This window comes from Flavobacterium erciyesense (assembly GCF_018069925.1).
GTDB lineage: Bacteria > Bacteroidota > Bacteroidia > Flavobacteriales > Flavobacteriaceae > Flavobacterium > Flavobacterium erciyesense.
On sequence record NZ_JAGPXB010000003.1, the window covers coordinates 1 to 24,783 of the forward strand.

A 24,783-nucleotide genomic window follows, 5' to 3' on the forward strand; every position below is an offset into this window, starting at 1 on the left:
ATGAGGCGGCGGGACGTTATGCCTCAGTTTAGAAAGCCGAAAACATAAAAATGGAAAGAACAAATTTATTTGATAAAATATTAAAACATCTTTATGAAAATAAAGAGGATTATTGGAATTTAATACCGACATCTGAGCAATATTTCGGAATAACTGACGAAGATTTAATTGAATCAATTGTTGACGAAATGATTGAACGTGAATGGGTCGACCAAAAGAATTATGATAAGTTTTCTGTAATAATAAAATATAATGGAAAACAAACATTTGAAAAGTATAAATCTTATTCATCTTTTTTACGTGATTTAAAAAAGTCAGAAAGTAAAGAGAAAGTCCAGAAAAACACTGATAGAATACTAAATAACATTAGTAGAATAAGTGCAATATTTTTAGGTGTGAGTTCTTTCATATTAAGTTATAATAAATTTTTTATTGATGATGTAAAAATTGATAAGCAAAAAACAGAAATTGAAAACTTAAATAAAAAAATAGATTCAATTTTAATAAAAAAACATAACAGAAAAATAAAAACGAAGGCATAACAGTGGTTACAAGCCATGGCAATTTTATTGCTAAATTGATATTTGTTTTTCGCAAGATGTTTTATCTTGGTGGAAAATTTACGTTCACGAACTTTGCCACGAGCTTGTAGCCACAGGACGTTACCTGATATTTTAAAAACTGAAAATGACCAAAGAACAACAAAGAAATTAATCGACTTATATGTTAAAGAAACTCTCAATAGTTAGCTTTTTGATTCTATTCCTTCCTTTTTTTCAAACTTGTTCTGACAAAAATATTTCCAAAAACACAATGCTGAAAAACAGTCCATTATGGGAAGAGGTAAAAAACAATCCTAAAACTGAACTTAATGGAAAAGAATATAATTTAACTTTCGAAGAATTAACTTTAAAAAAGAAAAAAGCAATTACAGATTTTGTTAAACTCAAAAAAGAAATAACACTGAATGGCTACCAAATAGGAAAATTATTCATTGAAGATATTAAAACTCCTCAATGGCCATTAATGCCATTTTCGTTCTCTATTTTAATAAATATATTTTTAGTAATTTATTCATTTAAAGAAAAACCAAAAACAATTTTAATTTTAGGTATGTTAAACATATTCTTATTAATAATCCCTCTAATAATGTTGTATTTCGGAAAGATATTTGAAGATATTGAACAACTAAAAATTGGGTATTATTTATTGATGTTTAATTTAACAATAATTATTTTTGAATCATATTCCCAAATGAAACCAAAAAAAACATCAGGTAACAGCTAGTAAGCAATAGTCGGGAATCAGGCTTAATGGGAAAATGGTTTTGTATTTGGAAAATTAGTGATAATCCGAAAATTTGTCTTTACTTAGCCCGACCATCGCCTACTAGCGGGACGTTAGCAGTAATGATTTTGACGCGCATCTTAAAAAAGTAATTATGAATAAAAAAGCAAAAATATGGTTGTTAATTTTAAGCATAATTCTTGTTTCGACTTTCTTATTTTTCAAAATAAATCAGAGAATAAAAATAATAGAACTAACTTCAATTAATGTTGAAACGGAAAACGAAATTGACGTTGAAAAAGTAAAAATTTATCAAGGTTATTATACAATAAACAGAGAAAATGACGCCGAAATTTTCAATGATAAGTCTGCGAAAATTGTATTTGACGGAAAATCTAATGGAAAAGCAAAAACTGAATACGGAGAAAATGATTTTTTGCTAATTTATGACAATAAATATTACTTTCAATTCAGACAATTTTGCACAAACGACAATGATTTTTATAAATACAATCTCAAACTTTTAAAAAAGAGAAATAAATTATACTTAAAAGCAGAAATAAGTAGCGGAATGAAATTTGAAAAACCACTAAACTTAATAAGCGAAGCCGAAAAATTGAGATGCAACGGAAAAATAGATGACGAAAAAGGATTGTATAACGGAATTGAACTTAAATAAAATATCACTACTGCTAACAGGCGTTTGGCAAGATTGCGAATTTTGTAGTAAATTCACGTTTTCATTTCGCAAGAAATTTTATCTTTAACAGAAAATAATCAGTTCCGAAGTTCGCAACCTCGCCAAGCGCCGGAACGTTAGCGGTAATTACATCAAACATTCGTACTATGAAACAACTTATTTATTTAACATTATTAATTCCCTTTATATCTTTTGCACAGCGAAACTATCTCGATGAAGGTAATAAACTACTAAGCCAAAATAAAAATATGGAGGCGGAGGAAATCTTTAAAGAAGCGCTAAATTCAGAAAAAGATAATTTAATTTACCGCACTCAACTTGGATTATCTCTAATAAATCAGGGGGAATATATCAAAGCTGAAAAACAGCTTGAAAAAGTCTTGGCTAAAGATCCGAGTAACACTGCCGCACTTTGGTATTCAGGAATTAACAATTTTCAAAATGCAAAAAACTTTAGAAAAGCGGTTATCTATTTCGAAAAAGCTTATCCTTTCATTCCTAAAACCTCACCACAGTTTTTTGCTGTCAATTTTTTTATTGGAAAATCATATAGAAACTTGTTGTATACTGAAGGTTTAACTTACGAAGAAACAAGTCGAATGCTCGAAACTTCAAATGAATATGTAAGACTTCAACCTAACGCAAGCGATACGGATCAATTTATTTCTTTTATAAAATATGTTGAAGAAAATCGATTTCCACCAAATGTAAAAAAGTGGAGAGTCGTAAATGAAAACAATGCGGACGAATTAATAAATAAAGAATTGGAACGTAAGTAACTACCGCTAACAGGCGTTTGGCAAGATTGCGAATTTTGTAGTTAATTCACGTTTACATTTCGCAAGAAATTTTATCTTTGATAGAAAATAATCGGTTCCGAAGTTCGCAACCTCGCCAAGCGCCGGAACGTTGGCGGTAATGCAAAACAGAAAAATGGAAAACGAGAAAATATCAGTGGAAAATGGAAAGTGGTATATCGCTGAAATAATTGAAAAGTGTGAACCCGTAAACCGAAATGAAGCACAAGAATTACGTAGAGTTAAAACTTGGGGAAACTTCCATATAATTAAAGCCGAAACTCCAAAAAAAGCATATGATAAAGCTGTTAAAATTGGAAAAGAAGCAGAATATAAATTCACAAACTCTGACAATTTAGAAATGGAATGGATTTTTATTGGAATAGGAAATCTTATACCAATTTATGAAGATATTGAAGATGGAAGTGAAATAATGTGGGAGAATTATGGAGATATTAGTAACAGAAGAGCGATGAAATTTCCAATCAGTGAAGAAAAACTTTTAGCAGAATTAAAAGAAAAGAAGTAAAAACATTGTAAATAAATGCACTACCGCCAACAGCCGTTACACGAGATTTGGGCATTAGGCTGAATTTAAAGATGGTTTTGTACTTGGGAAATTTGTGTTTAACCGAAAAACCTCGCATCTTTAATCCCAAACCTCGTGTAGCGCCAGAACGTTGTGTGCTATAATTGCGCTGAACGTAAACTACATGAAAAAAATCAAAATTTATTTGCTAATTGTTAACTTTTAAGATAACTTTGTCAAATGAGTAGAGAAATTATATTTTACGAAAATCATTTTATTGAGTTTTACCAAAGTCAAGATGAAAAGGTAAAAGAAAAAATGAAATACGTTCTTGAATTAATAAAACAAGTTGAGAAAGTTCCGGAAAAATTTTTAAAACATTTGACAGGAACAAACGGACTTTATGAAATAAGAATTGAATATCAGTCAAATATTTATAGAATATTTTGTTGCTTTGATAAAGGGAAATTGGTTGTGCTTTTTAATGTTTTTCAGAAAAAATCTCAAAAGACACCAAAAAATGAATTAGAAAAAGCATTGAATTTAATGAACGAGTATTTTCAACAAAAAAACATTTAAAATGAAAGATTATAAAAACATAAAAAATTTCGACCAACTTATTGAAGTTGAACACGGAAAAATCGGAACAGAAAGTAGAAATAGCTACGAAGAAAAATCACAGATGTTCATCATAAGTGAAATGCTTAAAGACGCTCGAAAAGAAGCTAAAATAACTCAAGAGCAATTGGCTGAAAGAACTGGAACAAAAAAAAGTTACATTTCGAGAATTGAAAACGGAAGAGGAAATATTCAACTTTCAACATTAATAAGAATCTTTGAAATTGGATTAAATAAAAGAATTGGGTTAACCTTTTTGTAAGTAAATAATATTACAGCACACAACAGGCGTTTGGCAAGATTGCGAATTTTGTAGTAAATACAGGTTTATTTCTCGCAAGAAATTTTATCTTTGATAGAAAATAAACAGTTCCGAAGTTCGCAACCTCGCCAAGCGCCGGAACGTTATATGCCACTTATCTGCAACAGAAAAGATAAATTCGTAGAACATCGCTTCTACTCTACTTTTCGACTTAAAAACGCAACGGAATAATTTTGAAAAGCAGAAACTGAAAAGCAGAAACTGAAAAATAGAACCGAAAAACAGAACCGAAAAGCAGAAACCGAAAAGTGGAATCTGAAAAATGAAACTTGAAATCAGAAACCGAAAAGTGGAATCTGAAAAGTGGAATCTGAAAAGTGGAATCTGAAAAGTGGAATCTGAAAAGTGGAATCTGAAAATTGATCAAGAAAAAAATTTAAGCGGCATATAACAGCCGTCTCAAGCCATTGCGAATTTTCTCCTAAATTGACGCTTTCGTTCCGCAAGTTTATTTATATTTGGTGGAAAATAATCGGGTCCGAAGTTCGCAACGGCATGAGGCGGCGAAACGTTATAGGCTATGTTGCGGACGACCTCAAACAGAAATTTATGTATAGGCAAATTGAAACAGAACGACTTTTAATAAGACCGATAAATATTACTGATACGAGTTTTATCCTTGACTTGTTAAACTCAGATGGTTGGTTGCAGTTTATAGGTGACAGAAAAGTTAAAAACGTTGTAGACACTGAAAAATATATTCAAAACATTCTCGACAACGAGAAATTCTATTACAGTGTCTTTGAGCTTAAAGAAAGCAAACAAAAAGTTGGTATTATAACGTTTCTTTATCGAGACAACCAACAATTTCCCGACATTGGATTTGCAATGCTACCAGAATTTGACAAAAAAGGTTACGCAATTGAAGCAACTAAGAAATATTTAGAAGAAATTGCAAATGAGAAAAAAGTAAATAAAGTCATTGCGATAACTCTACCAGACAACTCAAAATCAATAAGACTTATAGAACGACTTGGACTTAAGTACGAGGACGAAATCCAAGACAACTCAAAAATTTTATATTTATATTCGCGGACACTTTTTTACAATGAATAGAAAGACAAGAAACACAGCCTATAACAGCACATTGGCAATAGGCGGGGTTTCGTCTCCGTATGACAGTTTTGTGGTAGCCGAAAGTTCAGGTCTCCGAACAAACTTCTGCGGTGGAAAGCCCGCCCATCGCCAAGCGGCAAAACGTTATATGCCACTTATCTCCAGCAGAAAACATAAATTAGTCGAAAATCACTTCTACCCTACTTTTCGACTTTTAAACGTACAGGAATAATTTTGAAAAGCAGAAACTGAAAAGCAGAAACTGAAAAGCAGAAACTGAAAAGCAGAAACTGAAAAACAGAAACCGAAAAGTGGAAATCGAAAAGTGGAAATCGAAAAGTGGAAATCGAAAAGTGGGAATCGAAAAGTGGAAATCGAAAAGTGAAAACTGAAAAACGAAACTTGAAAGCAGAAACCGAAAAGCAGAAACTGAAAAGCAGAAACTGAAAAGCAGAAACCGAAAAGTGGAAACCGAAAAGCGAAACTTGAAAAGCAAAATCTTAAAAATAGAAACTTTAAAATATTCAACCGCCCTATAACAGCCGTCTCAAGCCATTGCGAATTTTCTCCTAAATTGACGCTTTAGTTTCGCAAGTTTATTTATATTTGGTGGAAAATAATCGGGTCCGAACTTCGCAACGGCATGAGGCGTCGGGACGTTAGCAAATATTATATTACCAAGAAACTTTACAAATGAAAATAATATCTAAAATCGCAATCATAATTACTTTACTTTTGGGCGCAAAAGGAATAAGCCAAACGAATCAAGAATTACTTAGGCAAATTGATTCGTTATTAACGAATAATAACCAAAATAACACCATAAATGGTAATGTATTAGTTATTCAAAATAGTGAAGTTTTATATGAAAAATCATTTGGTTTTGCGGAACCAAATCGAAAAATAAAATTGAATAAAGAATCTAAATTTTTAATCGGTTCAATTTACAAAGAGTTTCCAGCTGTAGCAATAATGCAATTAAGCGAAAAAGGGTTAATCAACGTAGAAGACAATATCGACAAATATATTCCTGGATTGCCTTCGTGGTCTAAAGATATATCAATAAAATATTTACTGCAATATTCAGCTGGGCTACCAGATATTCAAACCAAAAAATATCCACAAGATAAAATTATCACCACTAAAGATATTTTTAATGATCTTTTAAATATTCCAAACTTAATTTATAAACCTGGAACTGATTATTTGTACACCAATTATAGTCCCCTTTTACTAATGAAAATTGTTGAAAATGTAAGTGGCAAAACATTTAATGAATACTCGAAAATTTTCCTTTTTAACTCCGAAAATATTAACATAAAAACACAATATCCATATATAGAAAAGGACAATTTAGCAGTATCATTTAATAATGAATTTGTTCCTGACAATTTTAAATTAGAAATTCCATTTTTGTTTGTTAGTAATTCTTATGGTTTGTACGATTGGTTTAAGAGAATTGATGAAAATTCTTTAATAAGTGAAAAATCAAAATTATTTCTCGGTAAAACTGCAAATATTTTATCCGATAAATCCATGCAAAGTCCTTTTGGAAAACTATATACTACAAAACAAATAACATCTAGAGAAATTTCAGTTACAGAACATACTCACGATGGAAGTTTTGGAAATTTTAAATGTATTGCAAGAAGGTTTAATTTGGAAAATATTACTATAATAATCTTGACTAATCAGAATACGAATAATGTTTACGAAATATCAGAGGCAATTTACAATTTAGTAATTAAAAAGACAAAATAATAACATTTGCTAACAGGCGTTTGGCAAGATTGCGAATTTTGTAGTAAATTCACGTTTATTTCACGCAAGAAATTTTATCTTTAACAGAAAATAATCGGTTCCGAAGTTCGCAACCTCGCCAAGTGCCGGAACGTTAGCGATTATTGCTGAGGACCAAAATTAAACTGAAGAAGATGAAGACAATATTTACTATTCTTTTAGCACAGATTCCTGTTTTTCTGTTTGGACAAGTTTCCAAAGATTCCGAATTATTCAAATCATTGAAAACCCATGATAGTATTTTTTTTGAAAAAAGCTTTAATCAATGCGACATGGATTATATTGGAAAAGCAATTCACGCCGATATGATTTTCTATCATGATAAAAGTGGCATTCAAAATAAAGCTAAGTTTCTCGAAAATGTTCGTAAAAATTTATGCTCAAACTTTGATAAAAAGCCAATCAGAAAAATTCAAAAAGGAAGTCTCGAAGTTTATCCACTTTATGACGACGGAAAACTTTATGGAGTTATTCAAAATGGAATACATGAATTTTATATTAGAGAAAAAGGAAAAGAAGACTTGCTCACTGGGAAAGCTAAATTTACTCACGTTTATCTTTTAGAAAATAATCAATGGATATTAAAAGAGGTTTTGAGTTATGATCACCAATAATTGCAACAATCGCTAACAAATGCTAAATCTCATGGCTGGTTTTCGTTAAATTGTGCGTTTCTTTTTCATAACTTCGCTCGGTCGGTTATGGAAAAAAAGATTTCCATAAGCCGCCACAAGCTCTAGCATCGAGCGTTATAGGGCAGTTGCGAATTTACGCAGACATTAAGAATTAGAAATAAATTAATCTTCCGCTAGAGTTTTTGAAAGCGAAAGTTGAAAGCGAAACTTGAAAGCGAAACTTGAAAGCGAAACTTGAAAGCGATACTTGAAAAGCAGAAACCGAAAAGCAGAAACCGAAAAGTGTAAACCGAAAATTGGAAACCGAAAAACGAAACTTGAAACAGAATCTAAAAAGCAGAATCTAAAAAGCAGAATCTGAAAAGCAGAATCTGAAAAATGGAAACCTGAAAATTGGTCAAGAAAAAAATTTAAGCGGCATATAACAGCCGTCTCAAACCATTGCGAATTTTGTGGTAAGTTCACGTTCACGTTTCGCAAGAAATTTTATCTTTAACAGAAAATAATTAGTTCCTAAATTCGCAACTGATGCCAAGCGGCGGAGCGTCTGTGCCATTTTGCCGAACTGCTAAAATCTAATAGATAATGATATTAGAAACTGAAAAAATATTATCTAACAATGACCCTATACTTGCAAAGGTAATCCTTCAAATTCCAAAGCCAGAAATTGAATCCACAAACGATGTTTTTCACGATTTAGTGAGTTGCATTTTTGAACAACAAATTCATTACCGAAGCACAAAAAGAATCTTTGCAAAAGCATTAGAAAAGTCATCCATTGAACACTTGACTTTAGACAACTTTTATTTAGTAGAGGAACATTATTTGAAAAACTCAAATTTGGCAACAGGCAAGTATGAAACCTTGCTTGCTTTTATCGATTATTGGAGCAACAATACCAAAGATTTCAACACACTTTCAGATAATGAAGTAGTGAAAGAACTATCATCTATAAAAGGTATTGGAAAATGGACAATAGATATGATTTTGTTGTATACCTTACAGCGACAAAACGTTTTTCCGTATGATGATTATCATTTAAAACAAATCATGGTTTCATTGTACGGACTTAATGAAAAAGTAAAACTGAAAGCACAAATGTTGGAGATTGCTGAAAATTGGGGAGAGCATAAATCATTAGCTGTTTTATATTTGTTAGCTTTTAAAAAATTCGGAACACGACTATGAAAACAGAACGAATCATTTGCCCAAATTGTAAAAGGTCAATACCAAAATTGAAAAGTTATCACTATTGTAAAGAAGTGGCAATTGACGAATTGTTTTTGAAAAAATCAGATGAAGTCGTTTTAGTATTTGATAGACTATTGGAACATTTGTCTGCTTACGAAAATGTAGAAATAAGTGCAACCAAAAATTGTATCGTTTTTGTGAGAAACAAAACATTTGTAGTAGCCAAACCAATGACAAAATGTTTAGAGATTAAATTTTATTCCAATGTACCAATAAACGATGAAGAACTGTACAAATACCATTTATGGAGTAGTAAGTATGAATCAATCATTAGAATTGAGAATGAAAGTCAATTAAGACCCAAACATTTTCAGTATTTTAAAAATTCATATTTAATATCATAGGTAGTGAAAAAGCAGAATAAAACTTTACAACCAACGACAATCTAAAAGCGCTTTTGCAAAAAGAAAAAGACGATACATGGAAAAATGGTTGAAGAACTTTAAACGGATTTTCCAAAAAATAAAGAAAATAAAAACGATACATAACATGAGTTTGGCAAAAGTGGGGCTTTGTTGCTAGGCTGAACATTTGTATTTTCTATTACCTTTTGTAAAAAATTTGAATATTAGTAATTTTTAAACCCTAACTATCTTTAAACAAAAAAAAACGTTAGTGTTGATGCCTTACCTGATATGAAGAAATTATCAATTTACGAGCCAAATCCGCTTTATCCAAGTCGTACTGTAATATTGTACTCTATTATCATAGTTCTATTAGCTTCTGCAATAATCACTCAGAAAATATACGACACACATGAAAATATTATTTTTCAAACCTTAATCTATTTAGCTGGAGGGTCATTTATATTTGGATTAATGATTTCATTTTTTGGAGTAGGAAAAACTAAACCTTTATATGGTAAAATCATAGGTTTCATAAATTTCACAAAGGAAGAAATAACTATCGGACAAAAAGTAATCGAAATTACTAAAATCAACAAAATAGAATTTGAAGGCGTTGATTGGTGAGGTTTATACGAAGGTTATCAGACATTCTCGTTTGAAAACAAATTATCGAATGGAACTAAAAACTGAATTATAATTAATACTAAAAGTGCAGTCATAAAAGTTAGATTTCAAAAAAATGGAGCCTGCGAACTATCAAAATTTCAGGAAGAGTTTATGGAATATTATAAACTTGGAAAAATTAGTTATTTACAGTTAATCGATAATCTTTGTATAAACTCAACTGAAGAACAAAAAATATTGAAATCTAGCAATTTATAACGGCACCACTACTACAAGCCGTTTCACAAAATTGTCAATTTTGTGTTAAGTTCACATTTGCGTTTTGGACTAAATTTATAATCAAAAATAATAAAATCTAGGACAATATTGGATTGATTATTTACGACAACTAATTAAAAAATCGGGCAACATTAATGCTGATAAAAGAGAACTCTTGACCTTACTTTAAAGTTTTTGTTTACATTTATATTTGATAATCAGTGCTTCCAGTGAAATTAGTAATTACAAATATTCAAGATTTAACATTTACCAAATTTTAGATACACTTTTTAACTTTTAAAAATAAAGTAAGTATGGAAAATACCTCGATCTTAAATAAAGAACTGCTGAGAAAGTGGATGGATTCAATCGGTTTTTGCTTGGGATGGTTTGCAATAATTGGGCAATTTATTTTGATGCTACAAAATAGACAAACAGCTGTTTTAGAAACCATAATTCGATTTTTCAGTTTTTTTACAATTCTTACCAATATTTTAGTTGCGCTCTACTTTACATCTCGACTGCCAATGTTTGAAAAAACTTCACTTGCAAATTTTTATAAAAAAGGATCATTAACCGCATTAACCGTTTTTATTTTAGTTGTTGGCTTGGTATATCAAATTATTTTACGAAGCACTTGGCATCCAACGGGTTTGCAAAAAATCGTTGACGAACTCTTGCATTCAGTAATTCCCATTTTTGTTTTAGGCTACTGGTTTTTGTTTGCTGAAAATTCCGATCTGAAATTTAAAAATTGTAAAAATTGGCTTTGCTTTCCACTACTCTATTTTGTTTATGTGATTGCTAGAGGACATTTTTCTAATTTTTATCCTTACCCTTTTGTAGATATCTTGGCGCTAGGTTATTACCAAGTTTGTATCAACTTTCTATTTGTGAGCCTATTTTTTTTATTTGTGATGGGAACTTTACTTTTAATCGGTAAAGCTCTTAAAAAATAATAGTACAAAACTGCTTTGTCATCATACAAAACACTATTCTTCATCTCATTTCAACTGAGACTAATGAGGAACTAATTTGTTAATTTACCTTAAATTAGATTTAGCAAGCAATTCATCAAAGTGCTATCGGTCACAAAAAATAGTATTTTAGTATGCAAATGCGGTAGGATTAATAAAAATAGATTCAAATTGATAACCATAAAGAAATCATATTACAAGCCTAACATACTTTCAACTAAACTATCTAACTATGAAAAGAGATAAAATCATATTTTGGACAGCAACAAGCATCATTGCATTATTTGAGGGATTGATGCCTGCATTGACTTCACAAACTGAATTGGCGAAAGAAGGTATCAGACATTTGGGCTATCCCGAATATTTTGGTAATGCCTTAGTAGTTTTTAAAGTGCTAGGCGTGCTAGCGCTGATAACTCCTAAAATTCCCAAACGAATAAAAGAATGGGCTTACGCTGGTTTTGGTTTCGATTTTATTTTTGCTGCAATAAGCCATGCAGCTCTTGATGGCATAAACGGGCAAACTTTTTTTCCGTTTGTCGCACTAGCAATTCTTGCGGTTTCGTATGTTTACTATCACAAATTAAATCCGCCTGAAATCAAATAGTTTATCTATTGGTTAACACTATTTTCTGATAATTCTATTTTTTTTCATTCATATCAAAACTATAATCCGTTAGTGAAAGCAGTAAATAAAATATCAAAAATGAATAAAAATCGTAGTAATTTAAACTTTCTACTTCTTGTATTAATGCTTTGTTTAGGGTCATCTTGCAAAGAGAACGATCAAATAAAGGCAACTAGTAAAGGTGTACAAGCTAAACTGATAAAAAAAAGAAGTCCTGGCAATGTGCAAACCAGTCTAGAAGATAAAAATGGTATACTTTGGTTTGGAACTACTGACAATGGATTGTATCGTTATGATGGGACGAAATTTGATCAAATACTCAAAAGTGATAAACACCAAATAAATGCTATTTCTTGTCTTTTTGAAGATCAAAATGGAGCAATTTGGATAGGCACCGAAAACGGACTTTTTATTTACCAAGGAAAAACTTTCCGAAAAATTACGATTCCTCTTCAAGTCAATCAACCTTCTAACAAAAATAAATACTATTTTAAATCAAAAGCTATCTTTACTATCATACAAACGAAAGACAGAAAAATTTGGTTTGCTACTATTAATGGCGTTTTTACTTATGACGGAAAATCATTCACTCCTTTTGTCATCAACAAAAACGGAGGTGGCTATCTAAATTCTAATAACAATATCGAATACATGTTAGAAGACAAATCTGGAAACATTTGGTTTGGCGGTCGTGGCAACGAAGGTGTGTACCGTTATGATGGAAAATCAATCATCAACTTGAAATTACAAGAATTGACGCTGCAATTTGGTAATCTTAAAGTCAGTCATAACTGGGCATGGCCGCAATTACAAGACAAAAATGGAGACATTTGGTTGAGTAACTGGGCTGGAGTATACCGATACGACGGCGGAAAATTTACTAGTTTTACAAAAAAAGACGGCCTATCTGGTTATAATGGATTGGTCTCTAAAATCATTGAAGACAAAAATGGGATACTTTGGTTTGGAGGAGATGCTGGACTTTCCCGCTTTGATGGAAAAAAATTCACTAATTATAAAAAGGAATTAGCAAATCCTTGGATTTGGACTATTTTAGAAGATAAAAATGGTGCTATTTGGGTAGGAACCCGAGATACAGGATTATATCTTTTTGATGGAACTACATTTATTAATTTTACAGCAGAACGCAAATAGTTTTCTGCTTTTAGAGAAGACATTATTGAGTTTACAACTTGTCAAACCCTACCAAACCAAAATACATTATTGTATGTTCCATAACGTTTTTAGCTTCCTATTGATTTTTGTATATTTTTTTATAAAATGAAAAAGGAAATGCACTCTTTGGCATTACGCTCCTTAAAGAAAAGTAACAAATCTATTGCATTCAATTACAGATCATTTAAAAGGAATACAAACATAAATCTAGGAAGAGTAGAGTCTTCGGTTTTTCTTGAATTTTCTTAATTTCAATTCCCATAAATAGCTATATTGCAGTTAATAAACTCATGTTATCTTGATGTTTAGTATTATTACTTAATTTATTTTATAAAAAATTACAACCAATAACTAACACATTTATGGCAAAAGCAAACAAAACAACAGAGACAGAGATCAATGTTACTGATTTCATCAACTCGTATGTTGATAATGACCAAAAAAAAATAGACAGTTTTCAACTAGTCGAACTAATGTCTAAATGGTCAGGAAAAAAACCAAAAATGTGGGGCCCAACAATAATTGGCTTTGGCAGTTACCATTATAAATACGCTAGTGGCCATGAAGGCGATTCTATGTTAATTGGATTTTCTCCAAGAAAAGCAGCCTTTTCTCTATACATAACTACACCAACGCCAGAAAACCAAGAATTATTAGACCAATTAGGGAAATTTAAAATGGGTAAAGCTTGTATTTATGTCAAAAAATTATCAGATCTTAACCTTGAAATCCTCGAACAAATTTGCCGTGCTACAATAGAAAATTTAAAATCACTTAGTTAAAATACTTAGTAGCCAAACACAGATTTCAGCTTCAAGCGAAAGTTAATATAATGTTCAAAAATTACTTCAAGGTATTTATTCGCTTCAAGTTAAAACTGCCATTCAAAAAATGAATTACAAATTTATAAAAGTTAACGGTCAATTTTTATTTACAAGAATGCTTAATCTTTCCTTTCTAATTCAGAATTTAAAAACAATATAAACAACAGCAACTACCTGTAAAATAAATAGTTATATTTTTTTTTATAAAAACACAGATTTTTCTTCTATTATGAGCCCAAGTTTTTTAGTAAATAATATATCTTCGTACAATCACTAGAACTGCTTAGGTAATCTTTAAGCTGCGAATAATCCTTTGATGTAAACCCACAAATAAACTTTAAAACTAACCTCAAAAAAATGAAAAAACACTTTTTAATGCTACTAATCGGCTTTCTGAGTATTAACTCTTTTGCACAAGTCGTTTTCGAGAAAGGCTATTACATCAACAACAAAGATCAAAGAATTGAATGTTTGATACTCAACGAAGATTGGAAAAACAATCCAACAGAATTTGAATATAAGTTAAATGAAAACAGCGAACCCACCAAAGGTACTCTAAGCCAAGTAAAAGAATTTGGAATCGCTAATAATTTTAAATACATCAGAAGCAACGTTAAAATTGACAGATCTCCGCGTAATATCGATAATTTGAGCACTGATAAAGAGCCAATTTTTACTGAGGAGCAACTTTTCTTAAAAGCTTTAGTTGAAGGAAAAGCAAATTTATACGAGTATACAGACCGAAGCTTAAAAAGATATTTTTACAACAAAGGAAATAATGCCATCGAACAGTTAGTGTTTAAAACTTATTTGGTAAAAGATAGTGATGTTGCAGAAAACAATAAATTTAGACAGCAAATATGGATGGATTTACAATGTCAAAACATTAAATTGAGTGACGTGGAGAAAGTGGAGTACAAAAAGGTAGCACTAATCAAAATTTTTACAAAGTACGCGGAATGCTTTAATGAAAAACTTGTGAATTTTGCGCCTAAAGGAAAGAAAGACCTTTTCAATCTTACTCTTAGACCTCGAATCAACAATTCATCACTAGCAATTAGCAATTCAAGTTCTAAGGAACGAAACACTGATTTTGGTAATAAAACTGGTTTTGGTTTTGGTGTTGAAGCAGAGTACATTTTACCATTTAATAAAAACAAATGGTCTATAGCCATCGAACCATCTTTCCAAAATTTTAAATCTCAAAAAAGCAGTAATGTTCCTGATGTTAGCGGAGGTGTTCAAAACGTTAGTGTAAATTACAGTTCAATTGAAATTCCGATTACCTTTAGACATTATTTCTTTTTAAATAAAAATTCGAAATTGTTCTTAAATGCATCCTATATAATTGATTTACCATCAAAATCTACAGTTGAATTTACCCGTAACGATGGTTCTAGTTTTAATACACTTGATATTAAGTCAAGAAATAATCCGGCATTAGGTTTAGGTTTTAAACAAAATGATAAGATTAGTGTCGAACTAAGATACCAAACTACAAGAGAAATTTTAGGAAACTATGTTTTTTGGAACTCAAACTACAACACAGTTTCGTTTATATTTGGATACTCCTTTTTTTAGAGCACCAAACCAGCTAAAAAATTAATACTAGGCATCTGGAAAATAAATTTTTGAATAATTTATATTTCAGATGCCTTTTTCTTTTTACAACATTCAAAACAGATAATTCAATTATCTCATTCATCCTACAATATCTTAACTTTACATTTAGACCTACATTTTATTCTTCAAATTATCCTACGCAGATCACAGTAAGTAACAATATGCTTGAAACTTCTTCGAAATTGTGTTCTGTGAAAAAATAACTATCTTTACCACTAGTTACAAACCTTATAGATCGCTTTGTGTCGAACAAACTGCGCAGCAGCAGTAAACACCTTGTATGATAAGATTTGGAACAATAAATATACATTTGGTCACCTTAAATACCACTAAAAAGATGATTAGACTTTATCCCATGGAGGAATTTCGAGAAATCGAAATAGATTATCCTTTGCGCAAGCGCTACGCCGTATCCAACAGAGGGCGTTTAATGAGTTTCACTGAGACATTCTCTGATGGACAAATACTAAATGGAGGCATGTCAAGCGGCTACAACACACTGAGGTACAAAACCAATAAGAATGGCAAAATTGTAGAAAAAGGCATTTTATTATACCGCGTCATTGCTGAACTTTTTATTCCCAAACCTTCAGAAGAACATACACATGTAATTCACTTAGACTTTTCTCGAGACAACGACCACGTTAATAATTTACGTTGGGCAACACCAGAGGAAATGATGGCACATCGCAACAAAAACCCAAAAGTGCAGGGAATCGTTGATAAAGTACGCGAAACTAAACAAAAATCTGATGGCAGAAAACTAACTATTACACAAGTCATTCGCTTGAAAAAAATATTAAACGATCCAAGTCGTAAAACCAGAGCCAAAATACTTGCAAAACAATTTGGAATTAGCGAAATGCAAGTTAGCCGAATAAAAAGCGGTGAAAATTGGGGACACATCAAAGTTTAAAAGAAGGACAATTATACCTCCTCATTCTTTGTAAAACGATATAGCGCAAAGTTGTATAGCGTTTTGTAATTTCGATTTAAAACACGGCTTATAAAGCGCCTTAAATCAGAGACAACAAATGAAATCAAAAACTACCTACGAGTGATAAATTTGTAAGCGATTATTTGTCTCAAAAAGAAATTAAAAACAATTCCTTTTGCTATTACATTTTTTCGCTTTTGAGCAATCTTTACAATCGTTATTTTGACTTGGGTACAAAGCACAAAAAAAGCCTTGAATTTCTTCAAGGCTTTTGCTTTCTGGGTGGAAGACGGGGCTCGAACCCGCGACCCTCGGTACCACAAACCGATGCTCTAACCAACTGAGCTACAACCACCATTTGCTTAGCGGTGGCAAAGATACAACTAAAGTTGAGTTGTGCAAAGGTTTTTTGAAAAAAAATTCAATAAATTTAACGCAAATCCCCTAAACTATTGACAGCCAAATACCTTTCCACAGTAAAACCTTCAGCATATTCTACGCCTGTTAACCTACCTAAATCCCTAGAGCGGTAACTGAGGCTTTCTAGGAAATTTTTACTTGTGATTGGAGATTCTGGTTCATCTGATTCAGGATCATAAAATTGTGTACGGTACGCCAAAATAGAGGCTATCTTTTGTTCATTAAAACCAGTAATATCCACTACAAAATCGGGCTCTATATTTTTCCATTGCAAATAATGGTACACTACTTTAGGTCGCCAAGCCAACTGTTTTTGACCGTCAAGCTCTGTTTCTATTTTAATCAAGCCCGACAAAAAGCAAGCATCTGAAACTAATTTGCTCCCTTTTGCATGATCAATATGTCGGTCATCAATAGCATTACAAAGCACAATTTCTGGCTGGTATTTTCGAATCATTTTAATAATCTCGCGCTGGTGTTTTTCATCGTTTACAAAAAAACCATCACTCATTTGCAAATTCTCTCGTACGCTCACTCCTAAAATTGCAGCTGCAGCACTTGCTTCTTGATCACGGGTTTCGGCTGTACCGCGCGTGCCTAATTCACCACGAGTCAAATCAACAATACCAACCTTTTTCCCTAAAGAAATTTCTTTTAATATGGTTCCTGCACAACCTAGTTCTACATCGTCAGGATGCGCTCCAAATGCTAAAATATCTAATTTCATTCTTCTCTCTTTATTTGTTACTTCAGTACCAATTGACCTACTTTAATTAACTAAAAACCTTTTTCATGGTCGATGATTTGTTGACACTCTCCTCCCATTCTTTCTCAGGATTACTATCTTTGGTTACTCCACAACCCATGTACAATTGCACTTGAACATCCAATTTATCTTGTTGTACTCCTTGTTGAATATCAATTTGCATACATCGTAAATTGACAAACAAATCAGAGTCTTTTCTTTCTTCTCCAAAAGTGACATTCAATTCTCCCAAAAAACCAGTATAAAATTGTCTATCATAGTTTTCATTCTCAACAATAAATTGCTTAGCTGCCGTGGTTGGTAAACCGCAAACTGCTGGTGTAGGATGCAGTAAATTGACTAAATCTTGAATTTTGGTTGCAGGGCCTAACTGCCCAGAAACAACTGTTTTAATATGCCATATTTCGCCTGCTTGAATGCTAAATGGCGGGGTTACTACTAAATTCTCCGCAACAGGTTTCAATTTAGCAACCAAAAAATCGGTAACAAATTGCTGCTCTTCTTGCTCTTTCAACCCCCAACTAATTACCTCAACACCAGTTGCTTTTTGAGTTCCAGCTAATGCAATAGTTTCAAATGTAGTCCCACGAATTTGCAACAATTGTTCTGGAGTTGCTCCCATCCAAAGTCCTACCTGCGGATGGTAAAAACAATACACACAAGTGGCTGGATACAAGTTAATCAATTTTTCAAAAACTTCTAATAGATTAAAATCATTTACTGAAATGATCTCCGTTCGTGATAACACCACTTTCTCCAAAACACCCTCACGAATTTCAGTAACCCCGGCATGAACTAAATTTTGAAAAAATTCTTCATCTTGCTCAGACACCATTGAAAAATGGGATCCTTTCGAATTTATAGTTTTTGATACGAAAGGTGCTGCAAGTACTTCAGCAGCTATTTCTGGTATCAAATACTTTTTAGAGCCATCAAATGACGCAAATACAAATCCGCTTTCTGTAAAATCCGCCACTTGATACAAATGATTGTCTTTTTGAAAAAAACCAATAACCTCATCACTTTGAGGCTTGTGATACAAAACAAAGGGCAAATTAGCCTGCCTTTGTTGCTGGGCTCTACGCAGTAGGTTTTCCATTATTTTTCTTGACTTTTTCTTTTTGGGAGAATCATATTTGTAAGCTTACACAAAGAAATTAATTGATCGCGTTCGTCTGTAATTTTTATTTCCCATAAGTGTATACTTCTACCTTTATGCACGCATCTTGCAGTTGCGGTAACTATTCCGTCACGCTTAGCTTTTAAATGGTTGGCGGCAATTTCAATTCCTCGAACTTCGCTTACTTCTGAGTTAACAAATAGCATCGAGGCGGCACTACCTACGCTTTCTGCCAAGGCCACTGACGCACCACCGTGAAGCAAGCCCATCGGTTGATGCACATGAGGTGTGACAGGCATAGTCGCAACCAAGAAATCTTCGCCAGCATCAGTGTAGACTATGTTAAGGGTTTCCATCAAAGTGTTTTTTGAAACATGATTACACCAATGCAGTATTTTTTCTTTATCAAAAGTCATTTTAGTATATTTTTTTAAAATGTAAAATTAACGAAAAGAAGAGAGACAATCCTGATATTGTGATTGTAATTCTAATTTCGAAAATAGTTTTTCGCTATTTTTACCAAAAAAAAGAAGCCATGCGCCTTAGAGTACTTTTGATTTTCATCGGAATTGTTGCCAGTTTATCTGCTTGTAGAACTGATTTTGAAACTGTGGCCAGTGCGGGAGATCTTGAATTTTCAAGAGATACAGTGTATCTAGACACTGTTTTTTCGAATATTGGATCAAGCACATACCGACTAAAAGTATACAACCGAAGCAAAAAAGATATTTCGATACCGACGGTACAATTAGGCAAAGGTTTGAATTCAAAATACCGCATAACTGTTGACGGAATGCAAGGTAACAATGGCAAAATTTTTAATGATGTTACGCTTTTAGCAAAAGACAGTCTGTTTATTTTTATTGAAACTACTGCTTCTATTACAGACGCGAATGCAACCGATTTTTTATACACGGATTTTATTCAATTTGATAGTGGTGAAAATCTGCAAAAAGTAGAACTCGTGACCCTGATTCAAGATGCCGTTTTTTTATATCCACAACGTTTTGCTGATGGTACAACCGAGACATTACCAATTGGCTCAGATAAAATCGAGGGCTTTTATTTAGATGAAAACGATCCTATCAATGGTAATGAACTCATTTTTACAAACGAAAAACCTTATGTTATTTATGGTTATGCAGCTGTACCATCTAACAAAACAGTCTTTTTTGAAGCGGGCAGTCGCGTACATTTTCATGCCAATTCAGGTTTAATCGTGGCGAACAAGGCCTCGCTTGTGGTTGATGGAAAAACCTCTTTAACGCCACAATTAGAGAACGAAGTAATTTTTGAAGGTGATCGACTAGAACCCGAATTTGATAATATTCCGGGGCAATGGGGCACAATTTGGCTTACTGACGGGAGTACGAACAATAGTATTAATCATTTGACTATTAAAAACGCTACTATTGGGCTTTTGATTCAAAATAATGACAATACGACGGTACAACTCAAAAACAGTCAAATTTATAACAATAGTAATTATGGTATTTTGGCACAAACTGCAAAGATTAATGCCGAAAATCTTGTTGTAAACACAGCAGGAACAGCTAGTGTAGCATGCACTTATGGAGGCGATTATACTTTTACGCATTGTACAATTAATAATAATTGGAATAGCTCTGAACAATTAGCATTACTCGTAAGCAATAATTTACGTGGAGCTATACCGGAAGTTAAAAACCTCACCAACGCACAATTTAACAATTGCATCATTTTCGGTCCTTACAACACAGAGATGAGTTTGAACAAGAAAGAAGGTGCCTCTTTCGAATACCAATTTAATAGTTGCCTGATAAAGTTTGAGACGAACAGCACTTCAGTTCAAAATAATCCATTGTATCAATTTACTTCTGATCCAACACATTACACATCAATTCTATTAAATAAAGATCCTTTATTTTTTAATGTGAGGCAAAACAAGCTAAATATTGATGAAAAGTCAGCTGCTTTTGGTGCAGGAAATCCTTCATTTTTAATACCGCAAGATATTTTAGGATTTAGCCGCAGCTTGCCACCAGACTTAGGTGCTTATCAAAACAAACCATTTCCAAAAAACTAAAGAAATTAGAAATATTAACTTAATCATTTCATAATGTTTGAAAATCAGTGGAAAAATCTATTTTTGCCACCGAAAATTTTCCAAAACAAACTAATATGAAACAACTTTACAAATTTCTATTTTTATTTATTTGCACCTCAGCCCTAGCGCAAGCACCCGCAGGCTACTACTCTACTGCAACAGGAACAGGCTATGCATTAAAAACGCAATTGTACAACATTATAAAAGGACATACAACGCTATCTTATGCTGATTTGTATGTGACCTACGAAACATCAGACGTGGACAACTTTTTTGAAAAAGACGGTTCAGTGCTTGATATGTATTCAGAAAATCCAGCCGGAGCAGATCCTTACAATTATGCAATTACTGCTGCTCAAAGATGTGGAAACATAAGTGTTGAAGGGGATTGTTACAACAGAGAGCACATTATTCCACAATCTATCTTTAGTGAGGCTAGTCCAATGGTATCTGATGCTCATTTTATAACACCAACGGATGGAAAAGTAAACGGAATTCGTTCTAATTTTCCGCATGCAAACGTAACGGCGGTCAGCCAAACTACGCGAAATGGAAGTAAACTTGGAACGGGTTCAATAGCAGGATATACCGGACAAGTATTTGAGCCAATTGATGAATTTAAAGGTGATATTGCGAGAATGTATTTTTACTTTGCTACACGCTATGAAAATACTGTTGCAGGTTATAATTTTCCTATGTTTAACAATTCTACTGGAAAAGTTTTTACTGATGGCTTTTTGGCTCAATTGATTGCTTGGCACAACCAAGATCCCGTAAGCGAAAGAGAAATTGCGAGAAACAATGCTATTTATGCGAGACAAAACAATCGCAATCCGTACATAGACAATCCGAGTTATGTTGCCGCAGTTTGGACAACCGAGCCAGCAGATACACAAGCTCCGACTGCCGTTACCAATTTAACTGTAAGTACTACAACTTCTAATTCAATAACACTTACTTGGTCAGCCGCCACAGATAATGTTGCTGTCACTGGTTACGATGTTTATATGAATGGTGCATTAAAAACGACTACACCGAACCTTACCACAACAATTAATGGATTAACACCAAGTACTAGCTATGCATTTTATGTAATTACTAAAGATGATGCAAAAAACGAATCTGTTGCAAGTGCCAATGTAAATGGCTCTACAACAGCGGTTCCCGCAGGTACAACAAATTGTGCTTCAGAGGATTTTACAAATATGCCAGCAAATAATGGTTCCTATTTAGCAAGAACTTGGACCAATGGAGGAATCACTTGGTCAGCAACTGATGCTAGAACAGACCAAACTTTGAATGGAAGAGCTATAACAATTAGAAATGGAGCGCTCACTTCATCTACAGTAGCAAATGGAATAACTGATTTAACAGTAACTACTCAGCTCGTTTTTTCAGGAACAGAAGGAACTTTCAAGGTTAAAGTTAACGGAGTTCAAGTAGGAACAATTCCTTACAGCGCAACTGCTACAACTACTACTATAACAGGAATTAATAAAACCGGAAACGTAATAGTGAGTTTTGAAGAAAATAGTACCGCGGGAAATAGAGTAAAATTTGATGATTTATCTTGGACATGCGAAAACACATTAAAGACCCCTGATTTCAAAAACGAAATATTTAACATTTATCCAAACCCATCAAAAGGCAATGTAAAAATCGATTTTGATAATACAAATGAAAAACACAATGTTCAAATATATTCATTGATTGGTCAAAAGATCTTTGAAAAGGACTTTGATTATACTAATACTGCATCTTTGAACAATTTAAATAAAGGTATTTATTTAATAAAAGTTTCTACTGATTCAACAACCGAAACTAAAAAACTTATTGTGAATTAATTCGCTCTTCCTTCCTATTAAGCGACACCTAATGTCGCTTTTTTTTATACATTTTTTATTACAAAAAATTAAAATTATGCAATATTTTAGCTTAATTATTATATTTAACCCACAAATTATTATAAAAATCCACAATAAATTCACATTTACTTAACATTAGAGAGAGAATTAGTTTTATTTTTGCATCGACTTACAGAGTGTTCTGTAATCATGAACCAACCCAATCACCAATTTAATTCCAGAAACAAGCAAATGAAAAAACTTTACCTAGCTACTCTACTATTTGTATTTTTTGCAACACACGCACAAGCACCAAGCGGATACTACAGTACTGCAACGGGTTCTGGCTACACCCTAAAAACACAACTTTACAACATTATCAAAGGACACACTGATCAAGGATATTCTGGATTATGGACAACCTATGCTACATCTGACAGAGATCATCAAAATGAAAATGATAACACGATTTTCGATTTATATTCTGAAAATCAAAACGGAACAGATCCGTACAATTATACGTTAACTACAAATCAATGTGGAACGTATGCTGTAGAAGGTGATTGCTACAATAGAGAGCACGTAATTCCACAATCTACATTTAATTCAGCAGCGCCTATGGTATCTGATGCGCATTTTATTCCTCCAACCGATGGAAAAGTAAATGGCTTACGTTCTAGTTTTCCACATGGAAACGTTGCAACAGCATCAACAACTACACGAAACGGAAGTAAACTTGGCACAAGTGCTGTCTCTGGATATACAGGAACTGTATTTGAACCAGCAGCAGCTTTTAAAGGTGACATAGCTCGTATGTATTTTTACTTCGCTACTCGTTACGAGAACACTATAGCAGGTTATCCATATGCTATGTTCAATGGAACGAGTAACCAAGTATTTACAACCGCTTTCTTGAACTTGTTACTTTCTTGGCACGCTAATGATCCTGTAAGTTCAAGAGAAATTGAAAGAAATAATGCAATATACGCACGCCAAGGCAATAGAAATCCGTTTATTGACAACCCTTCTTATGTTAACGCTATATGGGGCGGTACTACTGGAGGTGGTACCACAGATACTACTGCTCCTAGCACACCAACATCGCTTACATCAACAGCTAAAACTACAACCTCTGTAACACTTGCGTGGAATGCTTCAACTGATAACGTAGGGGTAACTGGTTATAATGTATATGTTAATGGTGTTTTAAGAACCACAGTAACAACATTAAGCACGGTGGTTAGTAGCTTAACAGCAGCTACTAGTTACACTTTTACTGTAAGAGCTAGAGATGCAGTAGGAAATTTATCAGCAACAAGTAATGCTTTGAATGTTGTTACTAATTCAAATAGTACTTCAACTGAGTTAATGTTCTCTGAATATATTGAAGGATCATCCAATAATAAAGCTTTAGAAATTGCCAATAAAACCAGCGCTGCTATTAATCTTTCGGCTTATAGCATTAAGCGACAAACTAACGGCGCTGGAGCATGGAGTACTGGTTTGGCTCTATCAGGAACAATTAGTAGTGGTGGAAAATATACTATCGTAAATAGTCTAATGGCCTCTAGTTGTTATGCTACAAGTTCAGCTAACTTATCTACATCTGCAACCGAAATGACTTTTAACGGAAATGACGCTGTAGGTTTGTTTAAAAATGGGGTTCTTATTGATATCATTGGAACTTTTAATGGTGGATCTACTAATTTTGCAGCAGACCAAACGCTTCGCAGAAAAACAACGGTAACGGCACCTTCAACAACTTTTAACAAAGCTACTCAATGGGATGTATTTGCTTTAGACACTTGCTCAAACCTTGGAAGTCGAACAACTAAGAACAAAAAAACAGCAAGTTCTAACATCGCAGAACCACTTGTAGTATATCCAAACCCATCACATGGAACTTTTTACATTAATAATGCTGCAAAACTATATAATGTAGAAATCTATTCTATCCTAGGTCAAAAAATATACAGCGCTCAGAACAGAACTCAATCTGAAATTGCAGTACCTAATATTTCAAAAGGAACTTATATTATCCAAATTGATTTAGAAAATGAAAATTTCACACAAAAAATAATTATCGATTAACAAAAAAAGCGGCAAAATTGCCGCTTTTTTTATGCTACGAATTTAATCTTAATTACCTAAATTTGCA

General features: G+C 32.8%; 25 protein-coding genes and 1 tRNA gene. 22 read left to right on the plus strand and 4 right to left on the minus strand.

Features of this window, described 5'->3' with window-relative positions:
* Window positions 1-50 precede the first annotated feature (50 nt).
* From KBJ98_RS04410 to KBJ98_RS04500, 19 genes are all read left to right on the plus strand, one after another.
* Window positions 51-542 (plus strand): hypothetical protein, encoded by a 492-nt coding sequence (locus KBJ98_RS04410; RefSeq protein ID WP_210788443.1) that lies wholly within the window; start codon window positions 51-53, stop codon window positions 540-542.
* A gap of 181 nt (window positions 543-723) precedes the next feature.
* Window positions 724-1,287: a hypothetical protein gene (locus tag KBJ98_RS04415; RefSeq protein ID WP_210788444.1), complete on the plus strand. Its 564-nt coding sequence runs from the start codon at window positions 724-726 to the stop codon at window positions 1,285-1,287.
* A gap of 154 nt (window positions 1,288-1,441) precedes the next feature.
* Window positions 1,442-1,966, plus strand: a complete 525-nt coding sequence (locus KBJ98_RS04420; RefSeq protein WP_210788445.1) for a hypothetical protein — start codon at window positions 1,442-1,444, stop codon at window positions 1,964-1,966.
* A gap of 167 nt (window positions 1,967-2,133) precedes the next feature.
* The gene (locus tag KBJ98_RS04425) at window positions 2,134-2,766 is read left to right on the plus strand and encodes a tetratricopeptide repeat protein (RefSeq protein WP_210788446.1); all 633 of its coding nucleotides are present in this window, start codon (window positions 2,134-2,136) and stop codon (window positions 2,764-2,766) included.
* A gap of 154 nt (window positions 2,767-2,920) precedes the next feature.
* Window positions 2,921-3,313 carry a DUF4288 domain-containing protein gene (locus KBJ98_RS04430; protein ID WP_210788447.1) on the plus strand — a complete coding sequence of 131 codons (393 nt, stop codon included), beginning with the start codon at window positions 2,921-2,923 and terminating at the stop codon, window positions 3,311-3,313.
* Window positions 3,314-3,553: 240 nt separating this feature from the next.
* The gene (locus KBJ98_RS04435; protein ID WP_210788448.1) at window positions 3,554-3,892 is read left to right on the plus strand and encodes a type II toxin-antitoxin system RelE/ParE family toxin; all 339 of its coding nucleotides are present in this window, start codon (window positions 3,554-3,556) and stop codon (window positions 3,890-3,892) included.
* A gap of 1 nt (window position 3,893) precedes the next feature.
* A complete protein-coding gene (locus KBJ98_RS04440) occupies window positions 3,894-4,193 on the plus strand; it encodes a helix-turn-helix domain-containing protein (RefSeq protein ID WP_210788449.1) in 300 nt (99 codons plus the stop codon).
* Window positions 4,194-4,802: 609 nt separating this feature from the next.
* Entirely contained in the window at window positions 4,803-5,309 is a 507-nt protein-coding gene (locus KBJ98_RS04445; RefSeq protein ID WP_210788450.1) for a GNAT family N-acetyltransferase, read from the plus strand.
* Window positions 5,310-6,002: 693 nt separating this feature from the next.
* Window positions 6,003-7,070 carry a serine hydrolase domain-containing protein gene (locus tag KBJ98_RS04450; RefSeq protein ID WP_210788451.1) on the plus strand — a complete coding sequence of 356 codons (1,068 nt, stop codon included), beginning with the start codon at window positions 6,003-6,005 and terminating at the stop codon, window positions 7,068-7,070.
* 173 nt (window positions 7,071-7,243) lie between these two features.
* On the plus strand, window positions 7,244-7,723 hold the full coding sequence (locus KBJ98_RS04455; RefSeq protein WP_210788452.1) for a nuclear transport factor 2 family protein: 480 nt from the start codon (window positions 7,244-7,246) through the stop codon (window positions 7,721-7,723).
* A gap of 606 nt (window positions 7,724-8,329) precedes the next feature.
* Window positions 8,330-8,932 carry a DNA-3-methyladenine glycosylase family protein gene (locus KBJ98_RS04460; protein WP_210788453.1) on the plus strand — a complete coding sequence of 201 codons (603 nt, stop codon included), beginning with the start codon at window positions 8,330-8,332 and terminating at the stop codon, window positions 8,930-8,932.
* The gene (locus tag KBJ98_RS04465) at window positions 8,929-9,339 is read left to right on the plus strand and encodes a DUF5655 domain-containing protein (protein WP_210788454.1); all 411 of its coding nucleotides are present in this window, start codon (window positions 8,929-8,931) and stop codon (window positions 9,337-9,339) included. Before KBJ98_RS04460 ends, KBJ98_RS04465 begins: the two co-directional genes overlap by 4 nt.
* Window positions 9,340-9,630: 291 nt before the next feature.
* Window positions 9,631-9,966 (plus strand): hypothetical protein, encoded by a 336-nt coding sequence (locus tag KBJ98_RS04470; RefSeq protein ID WP_210788455.1) that lies wholly within the window; start codon window positions 9,631-9,633, stop codon window positions 9,964-9,966.
* A gap of 572 nt (window positions 9,967-10,538) precedes the next feature.
* The gene (locus KBJ98_RS04475; protein WP_225899062.1) at window positions 10,539-11,183 is read left to right on the plus strand and encodes a Pr6Pr family membrane protein; all 645 of its coding nucleotides are present in this window, start codon (window positions 10,539-10,541) and stop codon (window positions 11,181-11,183) included.
* Window positions 11,184-11,433: 250 nt separating this feature from the next.
* Window positions 11,434-11,808 carry a DoxX family protein gene (locus KBJ98_RS04480; protein WP_210788456.1) on the plus strand — a complete coding sequence of 125 codons (375 nt, stop codon included), beginning with the start codon at window positions 11,434-11,436 and terminating at the stop codon, window positions 11,806-11,808.
* A gap of 99 nt (window positions 11,809-11,907) precedes the next feature.
* Window positions 11,908-12,984, plus strand: a complete 1,077-nt coding sequence (locus tag KBJ98_RS04485) for a ligand-binding sensor domain-containing protein (protein WP_210788457.1) — start codon at window positions 11,908-11,910, stop codon at window positions 12,982-12,984.
* 383 nt (window positions 12,985-13,367) lie between these two features.
* Window positions 13,368-13,787, plus strand: a complete 420-nt coding sequence (locus KBJ98_RS04490) for a DUF1801 domain-containing protein (RefSeq protein ID WP_210788458.1) — start codon at window positions 13,368-13,370, stop codon at window positions 13,785-13,787.
* A gap of 399 nt (window positions 13,788-14,186) precedes the next feature.
* Window positions 14,187-15,410, plus strand: coding sequence for an outer membrane beta-barrel protein (locus tag KBJ98_RS04495; RefSeq protein WP_210788459.1), 1,224 nt, complete (start codon window positions 14,187-14,189; stop codon window positions 15,408-15,410).
* A gap of 379 nt (window positions 15,411-15,789) precedes the next feature.
* Entirely contained in the window at window positions 15,790-16,368 is a 579-nt protein-coding gene (locus KBJ98_RS04500) for a hypothetical protein (RefSeq protein ID WP_210788460.1), read from the plus strand.
* Between the two features lie 301 nt (window positions 16,369-16,669).
* On the opposite strand, the gene KBJ98_RS04505 is transcribed toward KBJ98_RS04500, so the two are convergent.
* The 4 genes from KBJ98_RS04505 to KBJ98_RS04520 form a co-directional block, all read right to left on the minus strand.
* A tRNA-His gene (locus tag KBJ98_RS04505) sits at window positions 16,670-16,745 on the minus strand.
* A gap of 74 nt (window positions 16,746-16,819) precedes the next feature.
* Window positions 16,820-17,536 carry a bacillithiol biosynthesis deacetylase BshB1 gene (bshB1, locus tag KBJ98_RS04510; RefSeq protein WP_210788461.1) on the minus strand — a complete coding sequence of 239 codons (717 nt, stop codon included), beginning with the start codon at window positions 17,534-17,536 and terminating at the stop codon, window positions 16,820-16,822.
* 46 nt (window positions 17,537-17,582) lie between these two features.
* Complete coding sequence (locus KBJ98_RS04515) at window positions 17,583-18,674, minus strand: chorismate-binding protein (protein ID WP_210788462.1); 1,092 nt, start codon at window positions 18,672-18,674, stop codon at window positions 17,583-17,585.
* On the minus strand, window positions 18,674-19,111 hold the full coding sequence (locus tag KBJ98_RS04520; RefSeq protein ID WP_210788463.1) for a PaaI family thioesterase: 438 nt from the start codon (window positions 19,109-19,111) through the stop codon (window positions 18,674-18,676). Before KBJ98_RS04520 ends, KBJ98_RS04515 begins: the two co-directional genes overlap by 1 nt.
* A 119-nt stretch (window positions 19,112-19,230) precedes the next feature.
* Between KBJ98_RS04520 and KBJ98_RS04525 the strand changes: the two genes are divergently transcribed.
* The 3 genes from KBJ98_RS04525 to KBJ98_RS04535 all read left to right on the plus strand — a co-directional run bounded on the left by KBJ98_RS04525 (window position 19,231) and on the right by KBJ98_RS04535 (window position 24,716).
* Window positions 19,231-20,760, plus strand: a complete 1,530-nt coding sequence (locus KBJ98_RS04525) for a right-handed parallel beta-helix repeat-containing protein (RefSeq protein ID WP_210788464.1) — start codon at window positions 19,231-19,233, stop codon at window positions 20,758-20,760.
* A gap of 95 nt (window positions 20,761-20,855) precedes the next feature.
* Window positions 20,856-22,625, plus strand: coding sequence for an endonuclease (locus KBJ98_RS04530; protein WP_210788465.1), 1,770 nt, complete (start codon window positions 20,856-20,858; stop codon window positions 22,623-22,625).
* A gap of 252 nt (window positions 22,626-22,877) precedes the next feature.
* A complete protein-coding gene (locus KBJ98_RS04535) occupies window positions 22,878-24,716 on the plus strand; it encodes an endonuclease (RefSeq protein WP_210788466.1) in 1,839 nt (612 codons plus the stop codon).
* Window positions 24,717-24,783 lie beyond the last annotated feature (67 nt).

Excerpts from the sequence above, each read along its gene's own strand:
- KBJ98_RS04410 (WP_210788443.1), top strand. The coding sequence starts at position 51 with ATGGAAAGAACAAATTTATTTGATAAAATATTAAAACATCTTTATGAA.
- KBJ98_RS04415 (WP_210788444.1), top strand. The coding sequence starts at position 724 with ATGTTAAAGAAACTCTCAATAGTTAGCTTTTTGATTCTATTCCTTCCT.
- KBJ98_RS04420 (WP_210788445.1), top strand. The coding sequence starts at position 1,442 with ATGAATAAAAAAGCAAAAATATGGTTGTTAATTTTAAGCATAATTCTT.
- KBJ98_RS04425 (WP_210788446.1), top strand. The coding sequence starts at position 2,134 with ATGAAACAACTTATTTATTTAACATTATTAATTCCCTTTATATCTTTT.
- KBJ98_RS04430 (WP_210788447.1), top strand. The coding sequence starts at position 2,921 with ATGGAAAACGAGAAAATATCAGTGGAAAATGGAAAGTGGTATATCGCT.
- KBJ98_RS04435 (WP_210788448.1), top strand. The coding sequence starts at position 3,554 with ATGAGTAGAGAAATTATATTTTACGAAAATCATTTTATTGAGTTTTAC.
- KBJ98_RS04440 (WP_210788449.1), top strand. The coding sequence starts at position 3,894 with ATGAAAGATTATAAAAACATAAAAAATTTCGACCAACTTATTGAAGTT.
- KBJ98_RS04445 (WP_210788450.1), top strand. The coding sequence starts at position 4,803 with ATGTATAGGCAAATTGAAACAGAACGACTTTTAATAAGACCGATAAAT.
- KBJ98_RS04450 (WP_210788451.1), top strand. The coding sequence starts at position 6,003 with ATGAAAATAATATCTAAAATCGCAATCATAATTACTTTACTTTTGGGC.
- KBJ98_RS04455 (WP_210788452.1), top strand. The coding sequence starts at position 7,244 with ATGAAGACAATATTTACTATTCTTTTAGCACAGATTCCTGTTTTTCTG.
- KBJ98_RS04460 (WP_210788453.1), top strand. The coding sequence starts at position 8,330 with ATGATATTAGAAACTGAAAAAATATTATCTAACAATGACCCTATACTT.
- KBJ98_RS04465 (WP_210788454.1), top strand. The coding sequence starts at position 8,929 with ATGAAAACAGAACGAATCATTTGCCCAAATTGTAAAAGGTCAATACCA.
- KBJ98_RS04470 (WP_210788455.1), top strand. The coding sequence starts at position 9,631 with ATGAAGAAATTATCAATTTACGAGCCAAATCCGCTTTATCCAAGTCGT.
- KBJ98_RS04475 (WP_225899062.1), top strand. The coding sequence starts at position 10,539 with ATGGAAAATACCTCGATCTTAAATAAAGAACTGCTGAGAAAGTGGATG.
- KBJ98_RS04480 (WP_210788456.1), top strand. The coding sequence starts at position 11,434 with ATGAAAAGAGATAAAATCATATTTTGGACAGCAACAAGCATCATTGCA.
- KBJ98_RS04485 (WP_210788457.1), top strand. The coding sequence starts at position 11,908 with ATGAATAAAAATCGTAGTAATTTAAACTTTCTACTTCTTGTATTAATG.
- KBJ98_RS04490 (WP_210788458.1), top strand. The coding sequence starts at position 13,368 with ATGGCAAAAGCAAACAAAACAACAGAGACAGAGATCAATGTTACTGAT.
- KBJ98_RS04495 (WP_210788459.1), top strand. The coding sequence starts at position 14,187 with ATGAAAAAACACTTTTTAATGCTACTAATCGGCTTTCTGAGTATTAAC.
- KBJ98_RS04500 (WP_210788460.1), top strand. The coding sequence starts at position 15,790 with ATGATTAGACTTTATCCCATGGAGGAATTTCGAGAAATCGAAATAGAT.
- bshB1 (WP_210788461.1), bottom strand. The coding sequence starts at position 17,536 with ATGAAATTAGATATTTTAGCATTTGGAGCGCATCCTGACGATGTAGAA.
- KBJ98_RS04515 (WP_210788462.1), bottom strand. The coding sequence starts at position 18,674 with ATGGAAAACCTACTGCGTAGAGCCCAGCAACAAAGGCAGGCTAATTTG.
- KBJ98_RS04520 (WP_210788463.1), bottom strand. The coding sequence starts at position 19,111 with ATGACTTTTGATAAAGAAAAAATACTGCATTGGTGTAATCATGTTTCA.
- KBJ98_RS04525 (WP_210788464.1), top strand. The coding sequence starts at position 19,231 with ATGCGCCTTAGAGTACTTTTGATTTTCATCGGAATTGTTGCCAGTTTA.
- KBJ98_RS04530 (WP_210788465.1), top strand. The coding sequence starts at position 20,856 with ATGAAACAACTTTACAAATTTCTATTTTTATTTATTTGCACCTCAGCC.
- KBJ98_RS04535 (WP_210788466.1), top strand. The coding sequence starts at position 22,878 with ATGAAAAAACTTTACCTAGCTACTCTACTATTTGTATTTTTTGCAACA.